The sequence below is a fragment of the Halorutilus salinus genome, from assembly GCF_026242195.1.
GTDB lineage: Archaea > Halobacteriota > Halobacteria > Halobacteriales > Halorutilaceae > Halorutilus > Halorutilus salinus.
This window is the reverse complement of the sequence record NZ_RKLV01000001.1, coordinates 270,110-292,452: the sequence shown is the minus strand read 5'-3', so window position 1 is coordinate 292,452 and position 22,343 is coordinate 270,110. Positions and strand designations below refer to the sequence as shown.

The 22,343-nt window shown below is 59.5% G+C and carries 22 protein-coding genes and 1 tRNA gene; 13 read left to right on the top strand and 10 right to left on the bottom strand.

Annotated features, from left to right (window positions below; all coding sequences use genetic code 11):
* Together EGH25_RS01570 and EGH25_RS01565 are read right to left on the bottom strand one after the other, a co-directional pair.
* Positions 1-1,155 carry a M48 family metalloprotease gene (locus tag EGH25_RS01570; protein WP_266085653.1) on the bottom strand — a complete coding sequence of 385 codons (1,155 nt, stop codon included), beginning with the start codon at positions 1,153-1,155 and terminating at the stop codon, positions 1-3.
* Positions 1,155-1,811 carry an HAD family hydrolase gene (locus tag EGH25_RS01565; protein WP_266085651.1) on the bottom strand — a complete coding sequence of 219 codons (657 nt, stop codon included), beginning with the start codon at positions 1,809-1,811 and terminating at the stop codon, positions 1,155-1,157. Before EGH25_RS01565 ends, EGH25_RS01570 begins: the two co-directional genes overlap by 1 nt.
* A gap of 73 nt (positions 1,812-1,884) precedes the next feature.
* On the opposite strand from EGH25_RS01565, the gene EGH25_RS01560 reads away from it, so the two are divergent.
* The 3 genes from EGH25_RS01560 (at position 1,885) to EGH25_RS01550 (ending at position 3,556) form a co-directional block, all read left to right on the top strand.
* Positions 1,885-1,958, top strand: a tRNA-Val gene (locus tag EGH25_RS01560).
* A 261-nt stretch (positions 1,959-2,219) separates the two neighbouring features.
* Complete coding sequence (locus EGH25_RS01555; protein WP_266085649.1) at positions 2,220-3,122, top strand: hypothetical protein; 903 nt, start codon at positions 2,220-2,222, stop codon at positions 3,120-3,122.
* Positions 3,123-3,184: 62 nt separating this feature from the next.
* Positions 3,185-3,556: a hypothetical protein gene (locus tag EGH25_RS01550; RefSeq protein WP_266085648.1), complete on the top strand. Its 372-nt coding sequence runs from the start codon at positions 3,185-3,187 to the stop codon at positions 3,554-3,556.
* A 222-nt stretch (positions 3,557-3,778) separates the two neighbouring features.
* Here EGH25_RS01550 and EGH25_RS01545 read toward each other — a convergent pair whose 3' ends face one another.
* Positions 3,779-4,009 (bottom strand): hypothetical protein, encoded by a 231-nt coding sequence (locus tag EGH25_RS01545; protein WP_266085647.1) that lies wholly within the window; start codon positions 4,007-4,009, stop codon positions 3,779-3,781.
* Between the two features lie 54 nt (positions 4,010-4,063).
* On the bottom strand, positions 4,064-4,639 hold the full coding sequence (locus tag EGH25_RS01540) for an AsnC family transcriptional regulator (RefSeq protein WP_266085646.1): 576 nt from the start codon (positions 4,637-4,639) through the stop codon (positions 4,064-4,066).
* A 140-nt stretch (positions 4,640-4,779) separates the two neighbouring features.
* Here EGH25_RS01540 and EGH25_RS01535 point away from each other — a divergent pair, with 140 nt between their 5' ends.
* The 9 genes from EGH25_RS01535 (at position 4,780) to EGH25_RS01490 (ending at position 14,961) form a co-directional block, all read left to right on the top strand.
* The gene (locus EGH25_RS01535; protein WP_266085644.1) at positions 4,780-7,389 is read left to right on the top strand and encodes a heavy metal translocating P-type ATPase; all 2,610 of its coding nucleotides are present in this window, start codon (positions 4,780-4,782) and stop codon (positions 7,387-7,389) included.
* 156 nt (positions 7,390-7,545) lie between these two features.
* A complete protein-coding gene (locus EGH25_RS11875) occupies positions 7,546-9,009 on the top strand; it encodes a 4Fe-4S ferredoxin N-terminal domain-containing protein (RefSeq protein ID WP_276591852.1) in 1,464 nt (487 codons plus the stop codon).
* The gene (gene nrfD, locus EGH25_RS01520; RefSeq protein WP_266085642.1) at positions 9,009-10,334 is read left to right on the top strand and encodes an NrfD/PsrC family molybdoenzyme membrane anchor subunit; all 1,326 of its coding nucleotides are present in this window, start codon (positions 9,009-9,011) and stop codon (positions 10,332-10,334) included. The genes EGH25_RS11875 and nrfD overlap by 1 nt, the downstream gene beginning before the upstream one ends.
* Positions 10,335-10,336: 2 nt before the next feature.
* Positions 10,337-10,582: a hypothetical protein gene (locus EGH25_RS01515; RefSeq protein ID WP_266085641.1), complete on the top strand. Its 246-nt coding sequence runs from the start codon at positions 10,337-10,339 to the stop codon at positions 10,580-10,582.
* 14 nt (positions 10,583-10,596) lie between these two features.
* Complete coding sequence (locus EGH25_RS01510; RefSeq protein ID WP_266085640.1) at positions 10,597-11,646, top strand: Mrp/NBP35 family ATP-binding protein; 1,050 nt, start codon at positions 10,597-10,599, stop codon at positions 11,644-11,646.
* Between the two features lie 228 nt (positions 11,647-11,874).
* Complete coding sequence (locus EGH25_RS01505; protein WP_266085639.1) at positions 11,875-12,204, top strand: SHOCT domain-containing protein; 330 nt, start codon at positions 11,875-11,877, stop codon at positions 12,202-12,204.
* Positions 12,205-12,207: 3 nt separating this feature from the next.
* Positions 12,208-12,624 (top strand): DUF302 domain-containing protein, encoded by a 417-nt coding sequence (locus EGH25_RS01500; RefSeq protein ID WP_266085638.1) that lies wholly within the window; start codon positions 12,208-12,210, stop codon positions 12,622-12,624.
* A 48-nt stretch (positions 12,625-12,672) separates the two neighbouring features.
* Positions 12,673-14,475, top strand: a complete 1,803-nt coding sequence (locus tag EGH25_RS01495; RefSeq protein WP_266085637.1) for a permease — start codon at positions 12,673-12,675, stop codon at positions 14,473-14,475.
* 42 nt (positions 14,476-14,517) lie between these two features.
* Positions 14,518-14,961: a universal stress protein gene (locus EGH25_RS01490; RefSeq protein ID WP_266085635.1), complete on the top strand. Its 444-nt coding sequence runs from the start codon at positions 14,518-14,520 to the stop codon at positions 14,959-14,961.
* On the opposite strand, the gene EGH25_RS01485 is transcribed toward EGH25_RS01490, so the two are convergent.
* Genes EGH25_RS01485 through EGH25_RS01475 form a run of 3 tightly spaced genes read right to left on the bottom strand, consistent with a single transcriptional unit; the run spans position 14,958 to position 19,360 of the window.
* Positions 14,958-15,266 carry a transcriptional regulator gene (locus EGH25_RS01485; RefSeq protein ID WP_266085633.1) on the bottom strand — a complete coding sequence of 103 codons (309 nt, stop codon included), beginning with the start codon at positions 15,264-15,266 and terminating at the stop codon, positions 14,958-14,960. The two genes, EGH25_RS01490 and EGH25_RS01485, sit on opposite strands and share 4 nt — an antisense overlap.
* A complete protein-coding gene (gene msrB / locus EGH25_RS01480; RefSeq protein ID WP_266085631.1) occupies positions 15,263-15,658 on the bottom strand; it encodes a peptide-methionine (R)-S-oxide reductase MsrB in 396 nt (131 codons plus the stop codon). Before msrB ends, EGH25_RS01485 begins: the two co-directional genes overlap by 4 nt.
* 51 nt (positions 15,659-15,709) lie before the next feature.
* Positions 15,710-19,360: a hypothetical protein gene (locus tag EGH25_RS01475; RefSeq protein ID WP_266085630.1), complete on the bottom strand. Its 3,651-nt coding sequence runs from the start codon at positions 19,358-19,360 to the stop codon at positions 15,710-15,712.
* Between the two features lie 224 nt (positions 19,361-19,584).
* Between EGH25_RS01475 and EGH25_RS01470 the strand changes: the two genes are divergently transcribed.
* Entirely contained in the window at positions 19,585-20,748 is a 1,164-nt protein-coding gene (locus EGH25_RS01470; RefSeq protein ID WP_266085629.1) for an NAD-binding protein, read from the top strand.
* A 9-nt stretch (positions 20,749-20,757) separates the two neighbouring features.
* Here the strand turns inward: EGH25_RS01470 and EGH25_RS01465 are convergent, their stop codons facing one another.
* From EGH25_RS01465 to EGH25_RS01455, 3 genes are read right to left on the bottom strand one after another with little or no spacing between them, the layout of a single operon-like run.
* Complete coding sequence (locus EGH25_RS01465) at positions 20,758-21,213, bottom strand: NAD(P)-binding protein (protein ID WP_266085627.1); 456 nt, start codon at positions 21,211-21,213, stop codon at positions 20,758-20,760.
* A gap of 30 nt (positions 21,214-21,243) precedes the next feature.
* The gene (locus EGH25_RS01460) at positions 21,244-21,876 is read right to left on the bottom strand and encodes a hypothetical protein (protein ID WP_266085625.1); all 633 of its coding nucleotides are present in this window, start codon (positions 21,874-21,876) and stop codon (positions 21,244-21,246) included.
* Between the two features lie 48 nt (positions 21,877-21,924).
* Positions 21,925-22,341 carry a universal stress protein gene (locus EGH25_RS01455; RefSeq protein ID WP_266085623.1) on the bottom strand — a complete coding sequence of 139 codons (417 nt, stop codon included), beginning with the start codon at positions 22,339-22,341 and terminating at the stop codon, positions 21,925-21,927.
* Positions 22,342-22,343: the final 2 nt, after the last annotated feature.

Sequence of the window (22,343 nt, the reverse complement as noted above, 5' to 3'; positions counted from 1 at the left end):
TCAGTCGCCGGGCAGTATGACCCAGACGCCCGGACGTCCGACGTTGCAGTGGACGGCGCGGGCGAGGAAGTCGAGACCCGCCCATGAGAGGTAGAGACGGACGCGCGCCGCGTTCCACGCCCCTCGGATCGGCTCTTCGTCGGTGTCGAGACGTTCGACGCGGCGTTCGACCGAAGGTATGGGATGGAAGACGGACTCGACGAGACGTGTGCGCTCCTCGTCGTCGCCCTGTGTCTCGTTTATCTTACGTATCGCGGAGCCGAGTACGTCTGCTTCTACACCCGCGTCGACGGTGCGGGCGTCGACCTCGAAGACACCCGCGCGTGTCGGTGTGGGGAGGACGAGGAGGGCGATGAACGACCAGATGACGTACCCGAGAACGAGGCTTACGAGCGAGGCTACGTCTGCGAAGCCCGCGCCGGGTACGAGGGTTACAGCGCCGACGAAGCCGACGAGGTTCCACGCGACGGCGAGGGCGACGCCGCGGCGTATACCCCCCGTCTCGACCGCTGAGGTGCGACGCGCGAGGACAGCGGTGAGTTCGTCCTGTGACAGACGTTCGAGCCACAGCGACGGTACGACGACGCCGGAGTACGTGGAGGCGCCTACGAACGAACCGTCGTCCGAGTCGTAGACGGTAACGTCGGGCGGTTCGAGTTTGAGGTCGTCGAAGGATTCGAGCGCGGATCCGAGACGGTCGTCGGTGTCGGAGACGCGTCTGTTCCCACCGACGAGACGGGAGAGGTACGTGCGTGCGACGAGGAGCGCGACGGTGACGATACCGAAGAAGGCGGTAGCTCCCGTCACGCCGGCGGCGCGTCCCGCGTACAGTAGCCCCGCACCCGATACGACGAAGACGGTCGACTGTACGCCGACGCCGCGGAGCCATCCGACGACAAACTCGGAGGGTTCGGGGTACGGTCTGCCGTACCTCTTGGGTAGGACGTATCCTCCGGCGACGTCGAACGGCGCGTTTGCGACCGCGTAAAGGGTGACGACGGTCAGAAGACCCGCCGTGTCGCCGACGGGCGTAGGCTCGAACAGCAGGACGCGTTCGGGTAGGTCGAAGACGAGAGCGACGAGGGCGGCGACTGTAACGAAGCCGACGTTGAGTATACCGACACGGAGACGTGCGCGCGAGTAGGTCGCCGCCATTACGACGCCTCCAGTTCGTCTTCGAGTTCGTGTAGGTCGCCGACCTCGTACGTCGGTTCGGCTTCGAGGGTAGCGTCGGCTCTATGCTCACGTCTCACGAACGCCGAGTCGGCGTCCGCGCCATGCGCCGCGACAACGTCCTTCGGCGAGTCACCGACGTAGAGCGCATCGACAGCCCCGATGTCCTCAAGCGCGCGCTCGACGTAGTGGGGCGACGGCTTCTTTCTACGGAGGCTCTGGAGCGAATGTTCGCGTCCGTAACGCGTCTCAACGTATCCCATACCGAGGCTTTCGACGACGTGATCGACCGTGGCGCGCTGGTTGTTGCTCACGACACCGACAGGGCACCGCGACGCGATACGTTCTACGACGCCTATATCGTCGTACGGCTTCTTCTCACCGGCGTCAAAGGCTTCGCGCTGTACACGCGAGACGTTGGCGTCGCGCCTTCGCCAGAACTCACCGGGGTCGACGCCGTACCGACCGCAGACATCGACCACGGTTTCGGCGTCGCATCCTACGAGACGTTCGACATCATCACGTGACGGTTCGACGCCGAACTCGGCGAACGTACCGTCAACGGCGTCGTGGATAACCTCAAGCTCGGTGAGTTCGACGAGCACGCCGTCTTTGTCGAACAGAACGGCGTCATACATCGGTTGTTCTACACGCTCGAAGGTCTTAACCGACACGAAAGATTGAAGCGACGCCAGAGGTTATTCTACACCGGGGTCGGTGGTCTAGTTGGCTATGACACCGCCTTCACACGGCGGAGATCCGCGGTTCGAAGCCGCGCCGACCCATCCTCGCTTCGCTCGGAGTGATTCGAAGTAAGGCGTAGACCCCTTATATGGGGAAGAGCCGTTTGGCGGACATCGTTTCGAAGATGTCTGCGGTTGGCGGTCAGTTCCTTTAAGTGACTACAAAAAGGCAAACATGGTGTACAAAGTATTCTGGAACCGAAGGGTGGGAGACCGTCGTCATTAGCACAGGATCCGTCTGACATTAGTATGACAAAATACCAATAGCTTATGAGGAACCATTCAGGAACATTAGGTTGAGAGATGGGCAAAAAGAGATATGACGCCGCAGATTATCTATCCTACAGACTACTTGAGCGGCTACTGAAAGCCCAGCACGACGGAAGGGATGTAACTAAGACACAGTTCTGGAAGCTTCCCTGTATAGCTGATAGATACCTACAAGACGAACTGGACATTAATGTCAAACTACCCCGGTACTGGTATCAGTACGGGGAAATTTTGAACGCCTCTGCTGTTAGCGACGGTCTATTCATGGAGAAAGAGGATACAGCATGGGAAGGTACCCGGATAGTACTCTCGCCGGGGATAGATGACAGTCAGTTTGAGATAGGGGACAGAGACCGGGTGGGCGTGGACAGGGCAGTCCACAAAGTGGTATCAGATTTCGCAAATGAGGACTCACATAGACTGAAGGGTTACCAGTACAGAAAATATTCCCCGACGGAGTTTATACGGGTATTCGATGAGTTCCGTCAACAGTTGAAGATGGAAGAACCGTCGACAACTTTGTCCGATTTCGGCGAAGGTGGTGAAGCGCCTTCCGAACTGGCTCTCAAAACCCTTGATGATGTTTACGGTACGTACCCCAAGGATATGTATGGTGAAGGATACTCCCTGTTCCTACGGTGGGAAGATACTGTCCGTATGGTTCTGGAGGGTGATGATATAGAAACCGCAAGCTCACTTACGGAGTCATTCTGGGAGACGTTCAGTAAGATAGAGCTTCGTCTCAAGCATGAGCAGAACACTCCTGAGGCACAGATGTTGAGGTGGGAGCAAGAGAAGTCCACCGTAATATCCGAGTTCCGGAACAGGCTTTCGAATATTCGCGGGGACGTGCTAGCTGAGAGAGACGATAACGGAGATAGGGTTCTCGATACTATCTCCGAATCTTACTCCGACACAGTAAGGGAGATGCTGTAGGAAAGTTATGAGCCGGAACGGGTTTCTGGATACCGGAGTAGTGATTGCGTTCTGTTTCCTCCTTGACAGTCACCACCAGAACTGCAAGGAGTATTTGGGAGAAATACTTCGCCGGTAAAGAAGAGGTTCTGGAGGAACTCCGCAACCTCTCACGCGAGATAGAGAAAAAAGCGATAGAAAGAAAGAGTGCTGTAGACTCGGCGACGGTGGAGTGGGAGAAACGAGATGAGTATCCTGAACTGCGTTCACTGCTATCAGTTATACACGGCTCAGACCGAGATATCTGTATCATGGCTCACGACTTGGCGTGTCATGCAGATGGTCAGACTGAGTTTGCTACAACTAACCCACGGGACTTCGTTGACGATGGGCGTGAAAGGTTGATACTTGAGAATACGGAGATTGACCGCGTGGTTGACTTAGCTCAACGTTAGCTTTTAGAAACCTCACGGTTCGAAGCCGCGCCGACCCAGAGCGAACGAGTTTTACGAGTGAGCGAACGGGGAGTGCGCGCGGTTCGAAGTAGTGAACGAGTGAGTAACGCGAACGAGTGACCGTAGTTCGAACCGCGCCGACCCATGAACCGTTCGGAAAACGAAGACTCGGGTAAGTAAGCTGTTCGGCAGGTACGCGAAGCGGGGGTACGTCCGTTCCGTCTACTTACGTCCGTAGTAGACGCCGGTTGCTACGCCCGCAACCACCCAAGCGCCCATCCAAGCACCGAAGAACGTCATGTTGTTCTCGAAATGCGTGTAAGGCCAAGGGTAGACCTCGTTTACGACACCGTTGTACAGCGAGAAGGTCAGGAATCCGGCTATGAAGAACGCGAGGGCTACGATGCCCACGTATGGGACGACCTCCTTCACGCTTCTCGTTTCGTTTGCCATACCTCCGGATATGAAGCCGCGCAGTTTATGTTTTCCGTTTGGTGGCGGAGGTCTTCATCCGAGTTCGGCGTACCGGTCACGGAAAGCCGATTCGCACGACGTACAGCAGAAGTGGTAGACGTCGCCCGCGATACGTGTCGTGACGCCCTCTTCGTCGACCGTGTTTCCGCATTCGACACAGTCGGGGGCGAACGAGGGTCGACGGACTGTGGGTGTATGTCTCTCGTCGACGACAACCTCGACATCTATCCGGTGTACTTCGGCGTCGGCTTCCTCGGCAAGGGATGACGCCTCGTCGGGTTCGGCGTTTGCGATAACCGTCACGGTCGCATCGGCGGAGACGTAGACGTTCTCGACGCGTCCGTCGTGTGCGAGTGTATCCGCGACGGAGCGCGTGTCGGAGGGCGAGACACCGAAACGGACGACGAGACGTGTGGTTCCGAGAACCGACGGATCGAGGCGCGCCTCGAAGCCCTCTATGACGCCTTTTTCGCGCATACCGTCGACGCGGTCGATGACCGCGGGCGACGACATACCGACCTCGTCGGCTATCTCCGAGTACGGCTTCCTGCCGTCTTCGACGAGAGCGCGGAGTATCTCGGCGTCGGTGTCGTCGAGTGTGGTTTTCATGGTTAGGTTATACGCGGGCTAAGTTAAGAAAGTTAGGTAAAAGTCGGTGTGGGACGGCTTCTAACCGAGTACCTCACGACGGCAACGGCTTAATTGGTTAGCGAAAAGAGACATTAACCTGAGGCACCTATGTACACACGATGACACGAAACACTCGTATAGGGATCACAGGGATGTCCTGCTCCACCTGCGCCGAATCGGTCGAGGACGCCGTAGGCGGTCTCGAAGGCGTCGAGAACGTCGATGTCAACTTCGCTTCGGACGAGGCGACGGTCGGGTACGACCCTGAGGTCGTCTCTCTCGCTGAGATATACGACGCCGTCGACGACGCGGGATACACAGCCGTCTCGGAGACGGTGACCGTCGGTATCTCGGACATGACGTGCGCCAACTGCGCCGAGACGAACGAGGAGGCGTTCGGATCCGTACCCGGTGTCGTTAAGCCGGACGTTAACTACGCCACCGACGAGGGTACGGTGCGGTACAACCCGGAGGAAACGTCCGTCGAGGATCTGTACGACGCCGTTGAGGACGCGGGCTACACGCCGGTTCGGGAGGAGGGGGACGGCGGCGATGGCGCGGATGCACGCGACACGGCGCGCGAGGACGAGATACGCCGGCAGTTTCGCCTAACCGTCTTCGGCGCTGTGCTCTCCGCGCCCCTTCTTTTCCTTCTCGTCGAAAAGTTCCTCCTCGGCGGTGAGATTGTCCCCGATTCCGTCTTTGGTATCGGTGTTGAATGGGTACAGTTAGCCCTCGCCACGCCCGTCCAGTTCGTACTCGGATACCCGTTCTACAAGAACTCGTACAAGGCTCTCGTCAAGAACGGGCGTGCGAACATGGACGTTCTCATAGCGCTCGGTTCCACGACGGCGTACGTCTACTCCGTCGCCGTCCTTGCGGGTGCTATCGCGGGCGGACTCTACTTCGACACCGCCGCGCTTATACTCGTCTTCATCACTCTCGGAAACTATCTTGAAGCACGGTCGAAGGGACGCGCGGGCGAGGCTCTCCGTGAGCTTCTGGAGATGGAGGCGGAGACAGCGACGGTTGTTGACGAGGACGGTGACGAGGAGGAGATACCGCTTGAGGATGTCGAGGTCGGCGACCGTATGAAGGTACGTCCGGGCGAGAAGATACCCACCGACGGTACCGTCGTGGACGGTGAGTCCGCCGTCGACGAGTCGATGGTAACGGGCGAGTCCGTCCCCGTCGAGAAGTCGGAGGGCGACGAGGTGGTTGGCTCGACCGTAAACGAGAACGGCGTGTTGACCGTCGAGGCGACCAAGGTGGGCGAGGACACGGCGTTACAGCAGATAGTGCGTACGGTCAAGGACGCCCAGTCACGTCAGCCCGATATACAGAACGTCGCCGACCGTATCTCAGCCTACTTCGTCCCCGCGGTTATACTCAACGCGGTTCTGTGGAGCGTCGTCTGGTTCATGTTTCCGGAGGCGCTCGCCGGCTTCGTCGATGCGCTCCCTGTATGGGGACAGGTCGCTGGTGGACCCGAGGTCGTCGGCGGTACAGTGTCCGCCTTCGAGTTCGCAGTAATCGTCTTCGCCTCCGCCGTCCTCATCGCGTGCCCGTGCGCCCTCGGACTCGCAACCCCCGCGGCGACGATGGTCGGCACGACGATCGGCGCGGGTAACGGCGTACTGTTCAAGGGCGGCGACATACTCGAACGCGCAAAGGACGTCGACACCGTCGTATTCGACAAGACGGGGACGTTAACCGAGGGAGAGATGGAGCTAACCGACGTGGTCGTCTTCGACGGTGACGGGCAAGCAGTCACCGACGGAGGTGATACAGCCGCCGATGGTGGGGAGCTGACCGCCCGTGACAGGCTCTCCGAGGACGATGTCCTCCGGCTCGCGGCGGCGGCGGAGAGCGGGAGCGAGCACCCGCTCGCCCGTGCAATCGTCGAGGGCGCGGAGGAGCGCGGCATCGACGTGACCGACCCCGAGGAGTTCGAGAACGTCCCTGGACACGGGGTTCGCGCCACGGTCGGTGAGGGCGAAGTCCTCGCCGGCAACCGCAAACTGCTTCGGGACAACGGTATCGACCCGTCGCCTGCCGAAGAGACGATGGAAAGGCTCGAAGGCGAGGGTAAGACGGCGATGCTCATCGCCTACGAGGGCGAACTCGTTGGTGTCGTCGCCGACGCCGACACGGTCAAGGAGAGCGCCGGAGAAGCCGTCTCGGCTCTGAAGAAGCGCGGCGTCGATGTCATGATGATAACCGGCGACAACGAACGTACGGCGCGCGCGGTCGCCGAGGAGGTCGGTATCGACACCGGAAACGTACGCGCCGAGGTTCTCCCCGACGACAAGTCGGACGCAGTCGAGGAGATACAGGACGGCGGTAGGAAGGCGATGATGGTGGGCGACGGTGTAAACGACGCCCCTGCGCTCGCCGTCGCATACGTCGGCACGGCGATAGGTTCGGGAACGGACGTTGCAATAGAGGCGGCGGACGTGACGCTGATGCGTGACGACCCTCTTGATGTCGTCAAGGCGATACGTATCTCCGACGCGACGCTTCAGAAGATAAAGCAGAACCTCGTCTGGGCGCTCGGTTACAACACGGCGATGATACCGCTCGCGTCCCTCGGTCTCCTCCAGCCCGTACTCGCCGCCGCGGCGATGGCGTTTTCGAGCGTCTCGGTGCTGACGAACAGCCTACTTTTCCGCGGCTACACACCCGACCATGACTACAGGCTTCTCGACCGTCTCCGGGGTCGGCGCTGAGGGTGGACGGTCGGTAGATACCGCCGTATTCATTACTATGCGTGTCGTAGCGGCAGTTTGAGGCAGACGGAGTCCCGCACGTTGGGAGTTCACAGGGACGTAAAACAACGGTTAAGTGGGATTCCCGTCAAACGTGACCAAACGGAGGACACAAGTTTGAGTACAGAAGATACAGCAAGACATTCATTCGGATCTGAGTGGGAGGAGGACGCCCGCGAGACACTTTCGGAGGTCGAGTTCGATACCGAACTCGGTGTCGAGTTAGCACGTGACGCACAGAGGCTGTCGCAGGGTAAGATCTCGGAGGAGGAGTTCTACTCACGCCACAACGACAAGGTTGGGGAGGAGTTCGGTATAGACGCGCGTCCGACCGACCCGACGAGCGCCGAACCCCTCGACGAGGAGACGGTCAGTACGGCGCTCGACGACGAGGTGGTAGCGGAACCCGTACCTAAGCCGTACGACAACGGAGGCGCTATCGGCGGCGGTGACGGCGGTGAGGGTGGCGACGGTGACGGCTTCGACGGCGGCGATGACGACGACGGCTTCTCGCGCCGCTCCGTCCTCAAGTCGGTCGGTGTCGCCGCGGCGGGTATCGCGGCGGGTACGTGGAGCAACCGTAACCCAAGCGGTATCTGGGACGACGATCAGGAGGAGCAGGTAGCGCCCGCAGGACCCGGTACGAAGAACGACAGGGTTCAGATGGGTTTCGTGATCGATGTCGACGCCTGCATAGGCGGTGCGCACTGCGCACAGGCGTGCGACTACGAGAACCAGACGGCGAACGGACAGCTATGGCAGTTCGTCTTCCAGTATCAGGAGAAGGACAGGGACGAGGCGGAGTTCCTCATACGTCCGTGTCAGCACTGCTCCAACCCGCCTTGTGTCAGCGTCTGTCCCGTACGCGCAAGGCACAAACGCGAGGACGACGGCATCGTCCTGACCGACTACGACATCTGTATAGGATGCCGTTACTGCCAGGTTGCGTGTCCGTACGGCGTCAACTACTTCCAGTGGGGAGAACCCGACGACGAGAAGATAGCCAGCTTCCGTGAAAGGAACTCGAACATGCCCGCGCTCGACAACGAGGGTCGTCCCGACGATCCCAAGTACGACAAGAACGGAAACCACACCGCGGGTCCCCAACACGAGAAAGGTATCATGGGCAAATGCGTCTTCTGTGTCCACAGGCAGGACTCGGGTAACCCCGAACTCGAAGGCACGACGGCGTGCTACGAAGCCTGTCCCACCGATGCCATACACGTCGGCGACCTCAACGACCCTGAGAGCAAGCCGCGTAAGTACCTCGAAGAGGTACAGACGAGACACAGCGAGGACGGCTCCGAGAAGGGTCAGCCCGAGGCGGGCTACGACACCACGTCCGAGGACGCCGAATGGAACGAACAGCGCCACGTTCCGCGCTGGAGGTTCCAGGAGGAGTACGGCACACGCCCGAACGTAATCTACGTCGGACACCAGCCGTCGGCGGACGCCAACGACCAGTGGGTCGACAAGCCCGGAGACTACGAGTCGTACGGTCTCCATAAGAAACGTGACGGCTTCGACCTCGACTACGGACACGGGGGCGATGACGGTAACGAGAGCGGAGGGGATCACTGATGTCGCTCGACGCCGAACCCGAAGACCTCGTACGTCCGATGAGGAAGCCGGGAAAGAAGTACATGATCGTGGGCGCGCTTGCGACGGTCGGCTTCCTCATATTCGCGGTCGCGTACGGCTTCCAGCTTGAGAACGGTCTTGCGGTTACGAACCTGTCCGACTGGGGTAGCGGAGGCGGTGTGACGTGGGGTCTCTACATAGGCTCGTTCGTCTGGTGGGTCGGTATCGCCCACGGCGGCATACTCGTCTCCGCCGCGGCGCGTCTGTTCGAACTCGAAAAGTACGAGCCTGTCGCACGTATCGCGGAGTTGCTGACCATAGGCGCTCTGTCTATGGCGGGTCTTATGATCGTCGTCCATCTCGGACGACCCGACCGTATGGTCTGGAGTACTGTACAGTCGTACCCGACCACTGTACATACGTCGCCGCTCGCGTGGGATCTAACCGTCATCACACTGTACTTCGTGATGACCGGGACGTACCTCTCTCTGACGCTGAGAAGCGACGTATACCAGCTACGTGACAAGCTACCAAACATACTCAGCCCTGTCTACTCGGCGGTTCTGTTCCGTTACGACCCCGACGAGGATCCGGTTGCGGAACGTATGGCGTGGTGGCTGTCGCTCGGCATCATCGTTCTCGCACCGCTTCTGCTACACGGCGGCGTCATACCTTGGCTGTTCCAGCTAACGCCCTCGATGCCCAACTGGTACGGCGGTCTGACAGCGCCACAGTTCCTTTCGGCGGCGCTCACGTCGGCGATGGGCGGCGTCATGTTCGTCGCCTATATCTTCCGTAGGGTATACGACTGGGAGGATGTCCTCCCCGACGAGATATTCCACGGACTCGGATGGTGGATGGGTCTGTTCGGACTCCTCTGGCTATGGTTCCAGCTACAGAAGCTCATCACGGGTGCTTATGCACCGACGCGCGACGTTGAGCCTGTGGTCAACACGATGCTCCATTCGAACGTCTACTGGCTCGCGGTCGGTCTTGTCGCCGTCCCTCTTGCGTACGTCGCGTTCCAGCACTTCGGTATACTCGACTTCAGCGTCCGCGGTACCGTTATCGCGGGTGTAGGCGTCATACTCGGTGTTCTCATCGACAAGACGCTTTTCGTCGTGGAAGGTCTCATCTACGCGTCGACACGTCTGTACGAGAACGTGCCGGGTGCGTACGTCCCGACGCCTATAGAGATGGCATCTCTATTGGGTACGGTTTCTATGATAGTGCTGTTCTTCCTCGGTATCTCGAAGCTCGTACCTATAGTAGAGCTAAAGGCTGTAAAGGAACACGAGACGGAAACAGAAACAGGAGGTGACTAAGAATGCTCGACTTAGCACTCGCGGTGGGATCGAGCGCAACCGAGTACAACGCGATACAGCCCGGCACCATAGTAATATTCGGCATCGTGTTCGTGCCGCTTTACTCGGTGCTCATAGGCTGGTTCGCGGGTGAGCCGAGCGACGCCGAGGTAGGCTTCCTCGGTGTCGGTATACTCGCCAGCTTCATAGCCTCCCTATGGGGCGGGCTGTTCGTCCTAACGATCCTACTGGGATTCCTGTTCTGGTAGGAGGAAGATAGAAAATGAACGAGGAACAGGTACACGAAGTACTGTCCGAGGTTGAAGACCCCGTTCTTGAGGACGACATAGAGTCGCTCGGTCTCGTAAAGAACGTCGAGATGGGTGAGGAGGATATCGTCAGTGTCTCGCTCGCCTTCGACGCGCCGCACTCACCCGCCGAGACGATGATGGCGGAGCGCGTGGGTAAGGTGCTCGCCAACGAGGGTCTACGACCACGGCTTAGAACCGAACCCCCGCGTATACCGTCGAAGCTCAGGGATATCAAGAACACCATCGCCGTCACGTCGGGTAAGGGCGGCGTCGGCAAGACGACTGTCGCGGCGAACCTCGCCGCAGGGCTTGACGAGATGGGCGCGGAGGTCGGTATACTCGACGGGGATATACACGGACCCAACGTTCCCCACAAGATGGCTCTGGAGGGCGAGCTTTCGGCTCTCGACGACAAGACGCTCGTACCCCCGGAGTCGAACGGCGTCAAGGTTATGAGCCTCCATTCGATGCTCCCCGACGGAGAGGCGGCGACGTTACGTGGTCCCAAGGTTCACAAGGTACTCGATACGTTCACGGAGGAGGTCGAGTGGGGCGGTCTCGACTACCTCGTTATCGACATGCCACCGGGAACCGGCGACGTCCCCATCTGGCTCGTACAGACGCTTGAAGTCACGGGTGCGGTCGTCGTAACGACGCCTCAGCAGGTAGCCGTCGACGACTCGCGCAGGGGCGTACGTATGTTTCAGGAACACGACGTCCCGGTTCTGGGTGTCGTCGAGAACATGCGCGAGTTCCGGTGTACGTGCGGTAGCGAGTACGAGCTTTTCGGCGCGGGAGGCGGTAACAGTATAGCCGACGAATACGACCTCCCCGTCCTCGAATCACTCCCGCTGTCGATGGAGATGGAGGGACGCAACGTTCCGATAGCGCGCGACTACGACTCCGAGATGGGCGACGAGATGCGTGTGCTCGGCGCGACCGTCGCCGACCATATCGGTATGGTAAACAGGATGTACGTGTCGAGAGGACGCGGCGGCGGTCCGCTCAGGGCGTCTAAGTAGCTCTTCGCCCGTCTCAGCTCACGCAGTTTCGTCTTCCGACGGACGGGCGGCGGTTTCCGACGTGGTGGTGCGTGAGCGCGGCTTTGTCTATTATCCTGAAGCCGCGTTTGTCTAACTATGTTAGGCGTTTCAGACCTATACGCATACCCATCCGGAGAAACACAGCGATGAAGCCGCCTAACTTTCTTAACAAAAAAGGAGATAAACCTACGGTTACAATATTGAGATGTGTTCAGAAGACTAACACAACTGCTGGTAGGTGCGGTTGCACTGTACCCGTTGAGCATGACGGCGGTAGCGAACGGCGCGGACGGATACCACCATGGATGGGACGGCGGTGCGATGGGAACCGGCGGCGGCTGGTTCGGTGTCGGTATGATGTTGCTGTGGATGGTCGTGCTCGTCGCCGCCGTCGTCGGCTTCGTCTACTGGGCGTTCGGAGGGAAGAGCGACGGAAAGGATAACGAAGCCATGGAGATACTCCGCGGGAGGTACGCGAGAGGCGATATAGACGAGGAGGAGCTCAGGGAGCGTCGCAGAAAGCTCACGGAGGACTGAAGAATGGGAGAAGGATACACCGTACGAACCTCCGTCGACGCCGAGTTCGACGAGGTCGTTGAGTTCGCTATCGACGCGCTCGAAGACGAGGGTTTCGGCGTTCTCTGTGACATCGACGTTCAGGCGACGTTCGAAAAGAAGCTCGACGAGGGGTTCCGACGGTACCGGATTCTCGGCGCGTGTAACCCGAACCTCGCGTACGAAGCCCTGAACGAGGAGGTGGAACTCGGCGCTCTCCTTCCGTGTAACGTCATCGTGTACGAGAAGGACGACGGCGAAGTCGTGGTGAGCGCGGTGGATCCACAGAAGCTGGTAGGAACCGCCGACAACCCCTCGCTCGACGGTATCGCGGAGGAGGTTCACGAACGTTTCGACCGTGTCGTTTCGGTGGTCGGCGATGAGTTCGGCGCGGTATCGTGAGAGCCACCGTAAGAGGGATACGGCAGGTTGGTGTGGTAGGGGTATAGTATGACCGACCCCGAGACTGAGGCTGACCAACACACAGACCACGCCCAAACAGACGGTTCGGGCACCGAGAAACCGACGGAAGACGACCACGACGGTCACGACCACGGTGGCGGTGCGATGGTCGACCATTCGGGACACGAGGATATGTTCCGTCGCCGTTTCTTCGTCTGTCTCGTCCTGTCTATACCCGTTCTGGCGTACAGCGTAACGCTTCAGAGCTGGCTTGGCTTTAGGGTGCCACCGTTTCCGGGAAGCGCGTACGTGACGCCGGTGTTTTCGGTAGTGGTCTTCGCGTACGGCGGCGTTCCTTTCCTACGTATGGGGGTCGTTGAGGCGCGCAACCGCGAACCCGGTATGATGCTCCTAATCTCGCTCGCCATCACGGTCGCCTTCGTATACAGCGCCGCGTCGGTCGTTCTCGGTATAGGCGAACCGTTCTTCTGGGAACTCGTAACTCTCGTCGTAATCTTCCTTCTCGGACACTGGATAGAGATGCGTAGCATACGTCGCGCGTCGGGTGCTCTCGACGAACTCGCAAACCTGATGCCCGAAACCGCGGAACGCGTCACCGAGGACGGAACCGAGGAGGTTCGTGTCGATGAACTCGAACAGGGCGACGTGGTTCTCGTCCGTCCGGGGTCGAACGTACCCGCCGACGGCGTCGTTGAGGAAGGCAGGTCGAGCGTCGACGAGTCGATGATAATCCCGACGGTTGCGTTCCTGATAGCATCGACAAACTTCGTCATCGGTCTGACCTTCGTCATATGGGCGCTTCTCGGCTGGGAGTTCGCCGTCGCACAGGCTGTCGGCGCGCCCATCTTCATACTTATCTCTATAACGTTCGTCCATCTCACGATATCCTACGACGAAACGGAGTGGGTGCGTGAGCGTCTAATCAAGGAGGAACAGCCCGTCGTTACCGACCCCGTCTGTAAGATGCGTATCAACCGCGAGAACGGTATCGCCGTGGAGCACAAGAACGAGACGGTCTACTTCTGTTCCGAAGGCTGTAAGAGGCTTTTCGAGCAGAACCCCGACGCACACACGAGGTCGTGGAAGGAGAAGATACGGTCGTGGAACGGATGGGTCGAGGCGGCTAACCAGACGAAGAAAGACCTCAGGATGCTGTGGAAGGAGCTCGGTATCGGCTTCCTCCTCGCAGGTATCATCGCCGCCGCTGTTCCGGACAGCCTCTGGACGGTTCTTTTCGAAGGCGGCGGTACAGGGACGGTGCAGGTCGTCTACAACAGCGTCTTAGGACCCCTCATCTCGGTCGCCACCTTCGTCGCCTCCATAGGAAACGTGCCGCTCGCCGCGGTGCTCTGGGGTTCGGGGTTCGCATTCGGTGGCGTTATCGCCTTCATCTACGCCGACCTCATCGTGCCTCAGCTGATTCTCATCTACCGCAAGATATTCGGTAAGAAGATAGGTAACAGGCTTACGCTGATACTTTTCGTCTCCATGGCTATGACGGGTATCATCGTCTACTACATTTTCTCTTTCCTCGGTATCGTGCCCGACGCCGCGGTTACGACGGAGGGCGAGGGCTTTACGATCTTCGGCGTTACGCCGACCACGTTACTCAACACCGTCTTCCTCCTCATCGGCACCGTCTTCGTCGCGCTTCTCGTGAAGGGTCGTAGAGGCGCGCCCGGCGACAGAACCGTAGAAGACCCCGTGACAGGCACGGAGATAACCGTCAGGGACGCCGACTACTGTACGGTACACGACGAGTCTATATACTACTTCGAAACCGAGGATTCGAGGGCGGAGTTCAACGAGTCCCCGGAAACGTTCGTATAAACACCGGTAGATATACTAAGCTTCGGAAAGAAGGCTGAGGATATGTACGACACAGTCGTGTTCCCGACGGATGGCGACAAAGGTACGAGACGCGCCGCGGAGAGTGCCGTGGAGACGGCGGCGGCGCACGACGCGACGCTCCACGTTCTCTACGTCGTTGACGAGGACGTGTACAAGGCGTACAGCGGCGACGAGTACGTACACGACCATGAGGGGCTGGAGACGGCGCTCGAACAGGAAGGAAACGAGGCTGTCGAAGATGTCGCCGAGAGCGCACGCGAGGCGGGCGTCGAGGTCGTGACGACGGTCGAACACGGTACGCCGCACGACGACATACTGAGCCACGCAAAGGGTGTGGACGCCGACCTGATCATCATGGGAACGAAGGAGCGTACGGGCGAGTACAGACAGCTTCTGGGTAGCGTAACCGACCGCGTCCTGCGTACGTCGAGCATCCCCGTGACGGTCGTAAAGACGCCGGTTTAGTCGAGACGCAAGACGGGTTCTTCGATACGTTCGCTCTTACACGACGGACACCGTGAAGGTCGGCCAAGAGGGTCGTCGAACCCCGAGAAGCCGCAGTTGGAGCATTCGGGAGGCACGACGAGGAGACGTTCGTCGCCCGCCTCAACCGACCGCGAAACGTGGCTCAGGCTGGCGTATACCGAACGTAGATGTAGATCGAGAGCCTCGGCGAGTTCGGACGGTGTTGCGTCCTCGTCGCGGAGATGGTCGGCGATACGTCTACGCGTCGTCTCCTCGTCAACGCCTTCGCTGTCGCCGTTACTCATTCCTCGTCGAAGCCGAGCGCGACGCTGTTTATGCAGTACCGTTTACCCGTCGGCTCAGGACCGTCGTCGAAGACATGTCCAAGATGTCCGTCGCAGGTCGCGCAGACGACCTCCGTCCGCACCATACCGTGGCTCGTGTCCTCACGGAACTCGACGGCGTCTTCCTTAGCGTCGTAGAAGCTGGGCCAGCCGGTTCCGGATCCAAACTTGGTTTCGGAGTCGAACAGCTCCGCGCCGCATCCCGCACAGACGTACGCGCCGTCGTCCTTCTTGTCGACGTACTCGCCAGAGAACTTGGGTTCGGTGCCCGACTCGCGTAGTATACGGTACTCCTCCTCTGTTAGGCAGTCGCGCCACTCGACCTCGGAAGAAGGTAGTTCGTCTTCGTCCATATAAGAGATACGTCACCGACGGTTAAGACTCCACCGACGTTACGCAGTCGTCTACCCGCCGTTGTCGTATATCCCACCTTCGCCCTCGAAAGCGACGTATCCGAGGGTTTCGTCGGTATGGCTCGTCTCGGAGTCACCGCTCGTCTCCTCCTCTATCTTGAACTCAAGACCGTACGAGTAGAGCGAGTCGTAACGCAGGTTGTGTGTGTTCTCGCCGCCCTCGTTGAACGTCTGTGTCTGGGCGACCACGACAGGCGTCGATTCGTAGTCGAAGTACGCGTCGAAGAAGGTGTAACCCCACGAGTCTCCGACGGTGTCGGATGCGGAAGCGTCCCAGACGTTACCCCCGTTGGAGCCTGTTCCTTGCTCAAAGGCGATGTATCCGACAGGTTCGGCGGGATGTCCGTCACCGTTAGTGCCGTCGCCGCCTTCCTGCTCACGTATCTCGGTTCTGAATCCGGAGGCGTCGACACCCTTGACGCGCGTCACGGCGGAGTCGTAGATGTTGTTGAGCCATCCGCCGCCCGACTCGGTCTGCGACCCCGCGATAACGACGGGCGTCGAGTCGAAGCCGGCGTCGAACGAGACGTCGTACCACCTGTTACTGCATCCGCTGAACCAGCCGGAACAGTCAGGGTGGTTGCCGCTGTTCGTGACGCCGTTACGGACGCCCGCCTCGACCGTCACCGTTCCGGAGCCGGTCGGTATCTCGTGGACGCCGCTCTCCATCACTACGTAGTTCGCAGTCTCCGTAACGTGCGAACCCATGCCGTCGTTTATCTGGTAGTCCCACTGCTCGACCTGTACGTAGAAGCCGTCGGACTCGACGCCGTTGAGACGGAAGTGTGCGGTCTGTCCGCCGTTGTATGACGCGGGCTTGACGACCACGACAGGATCGTCGTACTCGTTGTCGAACGGTACCCACTGCGTGTCGCCGACACCGCCCGCCGACTCGTCGTCGGCGGTTACCTCAACCCTGCCGGTCTCGCCGACAAGACCACGTACATCGAAGGCTTCGGAGACCGTCGTCGAGTCAAGTCGGGTGTGTCTGAACCCGTCGCTCGACAGCGCCGTGGGTTCGACAGCGGGATCGCCCTCAGCCTTCCAGACGGTGACCGTAGCGTCGTAGCTACCTGCATCCGAACCGGCGTCCCACGTCAGCGTTACGGTCTCGTTACCGCCGGCGGGGATAGCCCCGACCTCGCGTTCCTCTGCGGTCACCTCACCGTTTGAACCGTTGACGGTGAACTCAACGGTGTAGTTCTGCGAAACCTCGGCGTCGTTGACGACCGTCGCCGTTGCTTCGACCGTGTCGCCGTAGGTGTAGACGCCCGAACCTACGTCCACACCGGTGAGTTTGGCGTCGTGCTTGCGCCACTCCTCGTATACGTCCTTACCTATCCTTTCCCTCGCTGTTTCGTTTCCGTACGCGATGAGCGAGGATAGGTAGAACAGCCCCTGCTCCCAGATATGGGGCTGACCTTGTGCGGAGTCTATCTCTCCGTCGGCGTACGTTTCGCGCACCCATGCCTCACCCATTATGTAGGTGGAGTTGGATCGTGCATGGTTGTCGGCTATCCAGTTCAAGCCGTCCCTTATGTGGTCTACTTCGACAGCCGGATCCTCGGATCTCTGTGCCGCGAGACCGAGTCCGATAAGCGTCTTTGCTTCGTATTGACCTTGGTCAAGTTCGCCTTGGAACGTCGCGTTGACGCTACCCCACATGCTCGCCATATGCTCCTTCATCCTCGGGTCGTCGTACGGACGCAGGAAAGCCGGCATACCGACACGTGGACTCGGTCCCCCTTTCTTTTCGCCGTAGTAGCCTGCGGTTTCGTTCCAGTACTCCTTCTCTATCGCCTGACCGAGTTCGTCGCGGCGTTCTGCGTAGGCGCGTGCCTCGTCCGCATAGGCTTCGTCGCCTGTGATACCGTACATCTCCGACGCCGCCTTCGTAGCCGCTGAGAGACCTGCGTGTGCCGACGCTCCGCCGATTATAGTCTGTGTTTTCTTCGGGTTGTCGTCTTCGGGTCGCTGACACTGTAGTCCGGTGTCTTCGTCGACGCAGTCGTAGGTTAGACGATCGCCGACGAGCCTTATGGCAGGATAGATACGCTGTAGATAGGTCTCGTTACCCGTGACTGCATAATGATCCCAGAACGTCCATGCTCCGTAAGCCGTCTCGTCTATCTCGCCGCCTATCGGTGCCGCGACGTCGCCGTCAGCGTAGTAGTTCATCGCCCATCCGCCTTCAGGGACTGAGCTAACCTGCGGCACGAGGTCGGCGTAGTTGTAGTCCTTCATGTTGTCGTGGCAGTGTTCGGGACACGGACCGTCAGGGTTCTGCTGTAGTGACATATACCACCGGTTGTGCTGGTTGACCCAGTCGTGTCTTCCGTCGCCGGATATGAACCTGTCTATAATGTAATCGAAGTAAGCGCCGTCACGTATCCAGTCTGCTCCGTAAGGAGGCTGGGTTGTTACCGCGGCAGGTATGTTACCGCTGAAGCCGTGTTCGTTCACGGTTTCATCGTTCCACGCCTGAACTATCGAAACCAGCGAACGTCGCGCGACCTTCTTGACGTTTTCCGGTGCGTTCTCAGGCATCGGCGCGTCTTCGACGTACTGTCTGAACCATTCCTCCTTGTCCTGGATCTCGTCCTGCACCGAGAGGTCACGTGCGTTCTCTATCTTCGTTGCGACCTCATCGCTTAGATCCTTGTTTGGCTCCTTATCGTGCGCCGCGGCGAAGTATACGCGTGCGCTCCCCTGTCCGTCATCAAACCCGATATCCTTCGTCATCGCTACCGAGGTCTGCCCCGTGTAGCTTTCCTCACCGGGTAGGTCAAAGTTGCCGTCACTAAGCAATACGTAGGGGTCGTTCGGACTGTCGCCCATGTAGTCATCGCCGGCGACCTGATGCTGGGTGCTCTCGCCGTCGAAAGCCATCCCGGTCGCGACTGAGAACTCAGCGCCGCTCTCCGACCACGGATCCGTGGGGGAATGGTGCAGAACGGCGTCCGAACCCGCGTCGTACTCCGCCGTTTCGGCATTCTCACCCTCGCTACACCAGTCCTGCGTCGGTGAAAGCGAGTCCTTGTCGTCAACGAGATTGAAGTTCTCGTACGAGACAACTTCAACTTCTTCTACGGGCGATCCATCGCGTGCGTCAACATATACGTCACGTATAAAGACATCGTGCTCCTTGGGCACAAGGTTCGTGACGGTAACATCGAGACCGAGTCTGTCGTTGCCGTACCGGGTTATCAATGTATCACTGAACTCCGATGCCCAGGTCTGGTTCACATGATCCCCGTAGTCAGGGTCGGTGGTGTTGAGAGGTCCCCATTCACGGAACCAGGTAGACTCCTGAGTCCCGTCTTCCTTGGTGATTACTGCCCCTAGGAATGCGCCTGAGTTGGGATCAGAACCGTAGTAGTCTTCGCGTCGGTCGAAGGCGTGGTGCTTTATCTGATCCGCGTAGGAAGGGTTCGGGTACTTGAACAGCGTCATCGTACCTTTCTGGTTCGTGCCTACCGCGAGCCTCTGGTTGCTTATCTGTGAGTTGAGGTCGGTCGGTCCCCAGACCTCGCTTCCTTGATGACCGTACTTTTCATCATTCGAAAATGTTCCGAGTATTCCGCTACCCGAAGCGCGGCATAGAACCTCGGGTGCCTCAACCTGTTCGTACGTGTCGACCACCGATCCATCTTCAGGTGCTACGGTGGCTCCTGCGGTAGTAACTACCGTCAAAGAGCCGGCTACTAAGACACACGTTAAGATAATCGCCCTTCTGTTTATCCTTGTGTATGAGTCGCTCATCTTCCACCCTAAGCCATCGGTAAATTCCTCAATATATAGATTTTTCTTTCATATTCGACATCTGTCGCAGGGGTTATTTATGTAAAAGGGAAGGTTAAGTACGTATGCCTAGGCGCGAGACAGCCGCCGTCGCACTCACGGCGATCGTCGGTATAATCTCCGTGGTGACGGGCGTCGTCTCACTTTCGTACCAGCCATACGTGACGCCGCTCGCGGCGTACGTACCTGATACCGTCCGGTCGCTCGTATCTTTGACGGGTGCCTTCACGGGGTTTGCGATGCTCCTGAGCGCGTGGGGTCTGAGTCACCGTCTGCGCGTCGCATGGTACACGTCGCTCGCGCTTCTTCCCGTTACGGCGCTCCAAGGCGTCGCGCAGTCGAACGTTCTGTCCGTGCCTCTCGTCGTCCTTTCGGTCGTCGCTGTTCCGGGTGTAGCGGCGGGTCGGTCGGGTTTCTCGCGCCGGTTGACGCTCGACCAGGGGCAGTGGGCGGCGGTGGGTGCGCTCGTCTCGGCGCTCGTCTACGGAACAGTGGGGAGCTATGCGTTACGTGACGGCTTCGGGGGTATCGAGACGCCCGTCGACGCTCTCTACTACACGGTCATAACCGTCAGCACCGTCGGGTACGGTGACGCCGTACCGACAAGTCAGTTAGCGCGGACGTTCTCCATCTCGTTCGTCGTCGTCGGAACAGCGGCTTTCGCGTTCGCTCTCGGTTCGCTCGTAACGCCCGCGATAGAGGCACGTCTTTCGAAGGCTCTCGGAAGGATGACCGAGCTACAGCTGGAGACGCTCGAAGACCATGTGATCGTTCTCGGATACACGGGCGACACGTCGCCTATAGTCGACGAGCTTGGTGAGAGGGCGGGGTTCGTCGTTCTGACGCCCGACGACGACGTGGCTTCGAGGCTCCGTGACCGTGGAACCATGACGGTGACTGCGAACCCGAGCAACGAGTCGGCGCTGGAGAGGGCGCGCGTGGAGAAGGCACGTGCCGTCGTGGCGGCTACCGCCGACGACGCCGACGACGCACTCGCGGTTCTCACGGCGCGCCAGATGAACCCCGACCTGCGTATAGTCGTCTCCGCCGCCGACGAGGAGAACGTACGTAAGCTACGGCGTGCGGGCGCGGACACGGTTATCAGCCCCGCGAGTATTGTGGGGGATCTCCTCGTCGAGTCGGCGCTTACCGGCGAGGACACGGGCACTGTCGCAGATGAGGTTCTGGGCGAGGAGCTTGAGGGGGACGACGGGGAAGGAGAGGGGTGAGACAGACGCCTATCTCCGGGCGATCCTGTCGCGCATCTCCTCGACTATCCTCTCCGTATCTTTACCCGTCAGAGCCGACTCGACGAGTAGCTTACCGACGATATCGGCGGGGCTGACGACGGTATCGGCTCCTGCGCGTCTGAGCTTTCCGGCGTTCTCCGAGCTGGAGGCTACGGCTATCACCTCGACATCCGGGGAGGCTTCGTTCACCGTCAGTATGGCGAGTGCGTCGTCGGCGTCGTTCTCGCTCGCGACGACCACGGCGCGCGCGTCCCTGACACCCGCTTCGGCGAGCGCCTCCTCGTCCACGGCTTCTGTCTTGACCACGTCGTAGCCTCTGTCACGGAGACGGTCGGCGAGTTCGGGATCGGTGGCTACGACGACGTACCGCGTTCTTTCACCGAGCTTGTCAAGAACGGGACGTGTGAGTGAGCCGTATCCAAGAACGACGACGTGGTTCTTCATCGGGACTGTATGAGTGGACGACGGCTGATATTACTTCCGCCGGAGTGCGACGAGCGCGGTGGCGACGAGGGCGACGAGAACACCGAAGCCGGGTAGACCCTGCGGCTCCTGTTCCTCACCGTCGGTGGCGTCTCCGCCCGCGGCTTCTGTCTCGTTGAGACGTTCGGACAGGTTGTTGCGCGTCTCACGGAGTTCGTTCCTGCGCTGTTCAAGACTGTCTATATCGTCCTCAATTCGATCCTTACGGTTCTGAAGACGTTCGACCACACGTCTCAGTTCGCGCGCCGTCGTAGCCTCCTTGTGGAAGTTGACCGTGTGGCGCTCAATGACCCCGTCAACGTCCTCAGCCACGACGGAGTACTCGTTGGGTCCGACACGTGTTTCGAGGACGTGCGACGTGTTGTACGAGTTACCCGTCACACCACGTATTATCGACCTGCTATGGAGCGTGGATCTGAGAACGTTGAGTTCGTTCTCCGACTCAACCGTAACGTTGACCGTGAGTTCGTCCTCGTCAACGTCGACGCGTTCGCCGTCGTCGTACGTCTCACTCGCGACAGAGACCTGTACGGAGATGCCGGCGTCCTGCGCGGAAACCGGTGGCGCGACAGCCGCCGAGGTAGCTAAGACGGCGACGATGGCGATTACTGCCGTGCTTTTCATGGACGGTAGTATGGAACGCCCGCATATACAGTTTCCGTCAGTCGTATGTCAGACATCGCGGAAACGCGGCGTCGACATGGGTACGACGAAGACGGGGATCGAGAGACGGTTTATGAGCGACTCGGCGGTTGTGCGCTCCGTGCCTTCACGCACCTTCGTGTGTCCGACGAGGACGGCGTCGTACGCCTCCGCCTCGTCGGCTATAACGTCCGCAACGTCGGCGTACTCGACGGGTTCGTCACGGAGTTCGGACGTGAACTCGGTATCCTCGCCTTTGAGACGCGTCTCAAAGCTGTTGAACGCGTTTCTGTGATCCTCTACATCCTGTCTTCCCTCGTCCGAAAGCGTCAACGAAAGGACGTGTACCGAAGCGTCGAAGCCCGACGTTATTCCAACGAGGTGATCCGCGAGTTCGTTGTGATCGAGCAGGTAGAAGCTCACCGGGAACAGTATCTTGTCGTACATAC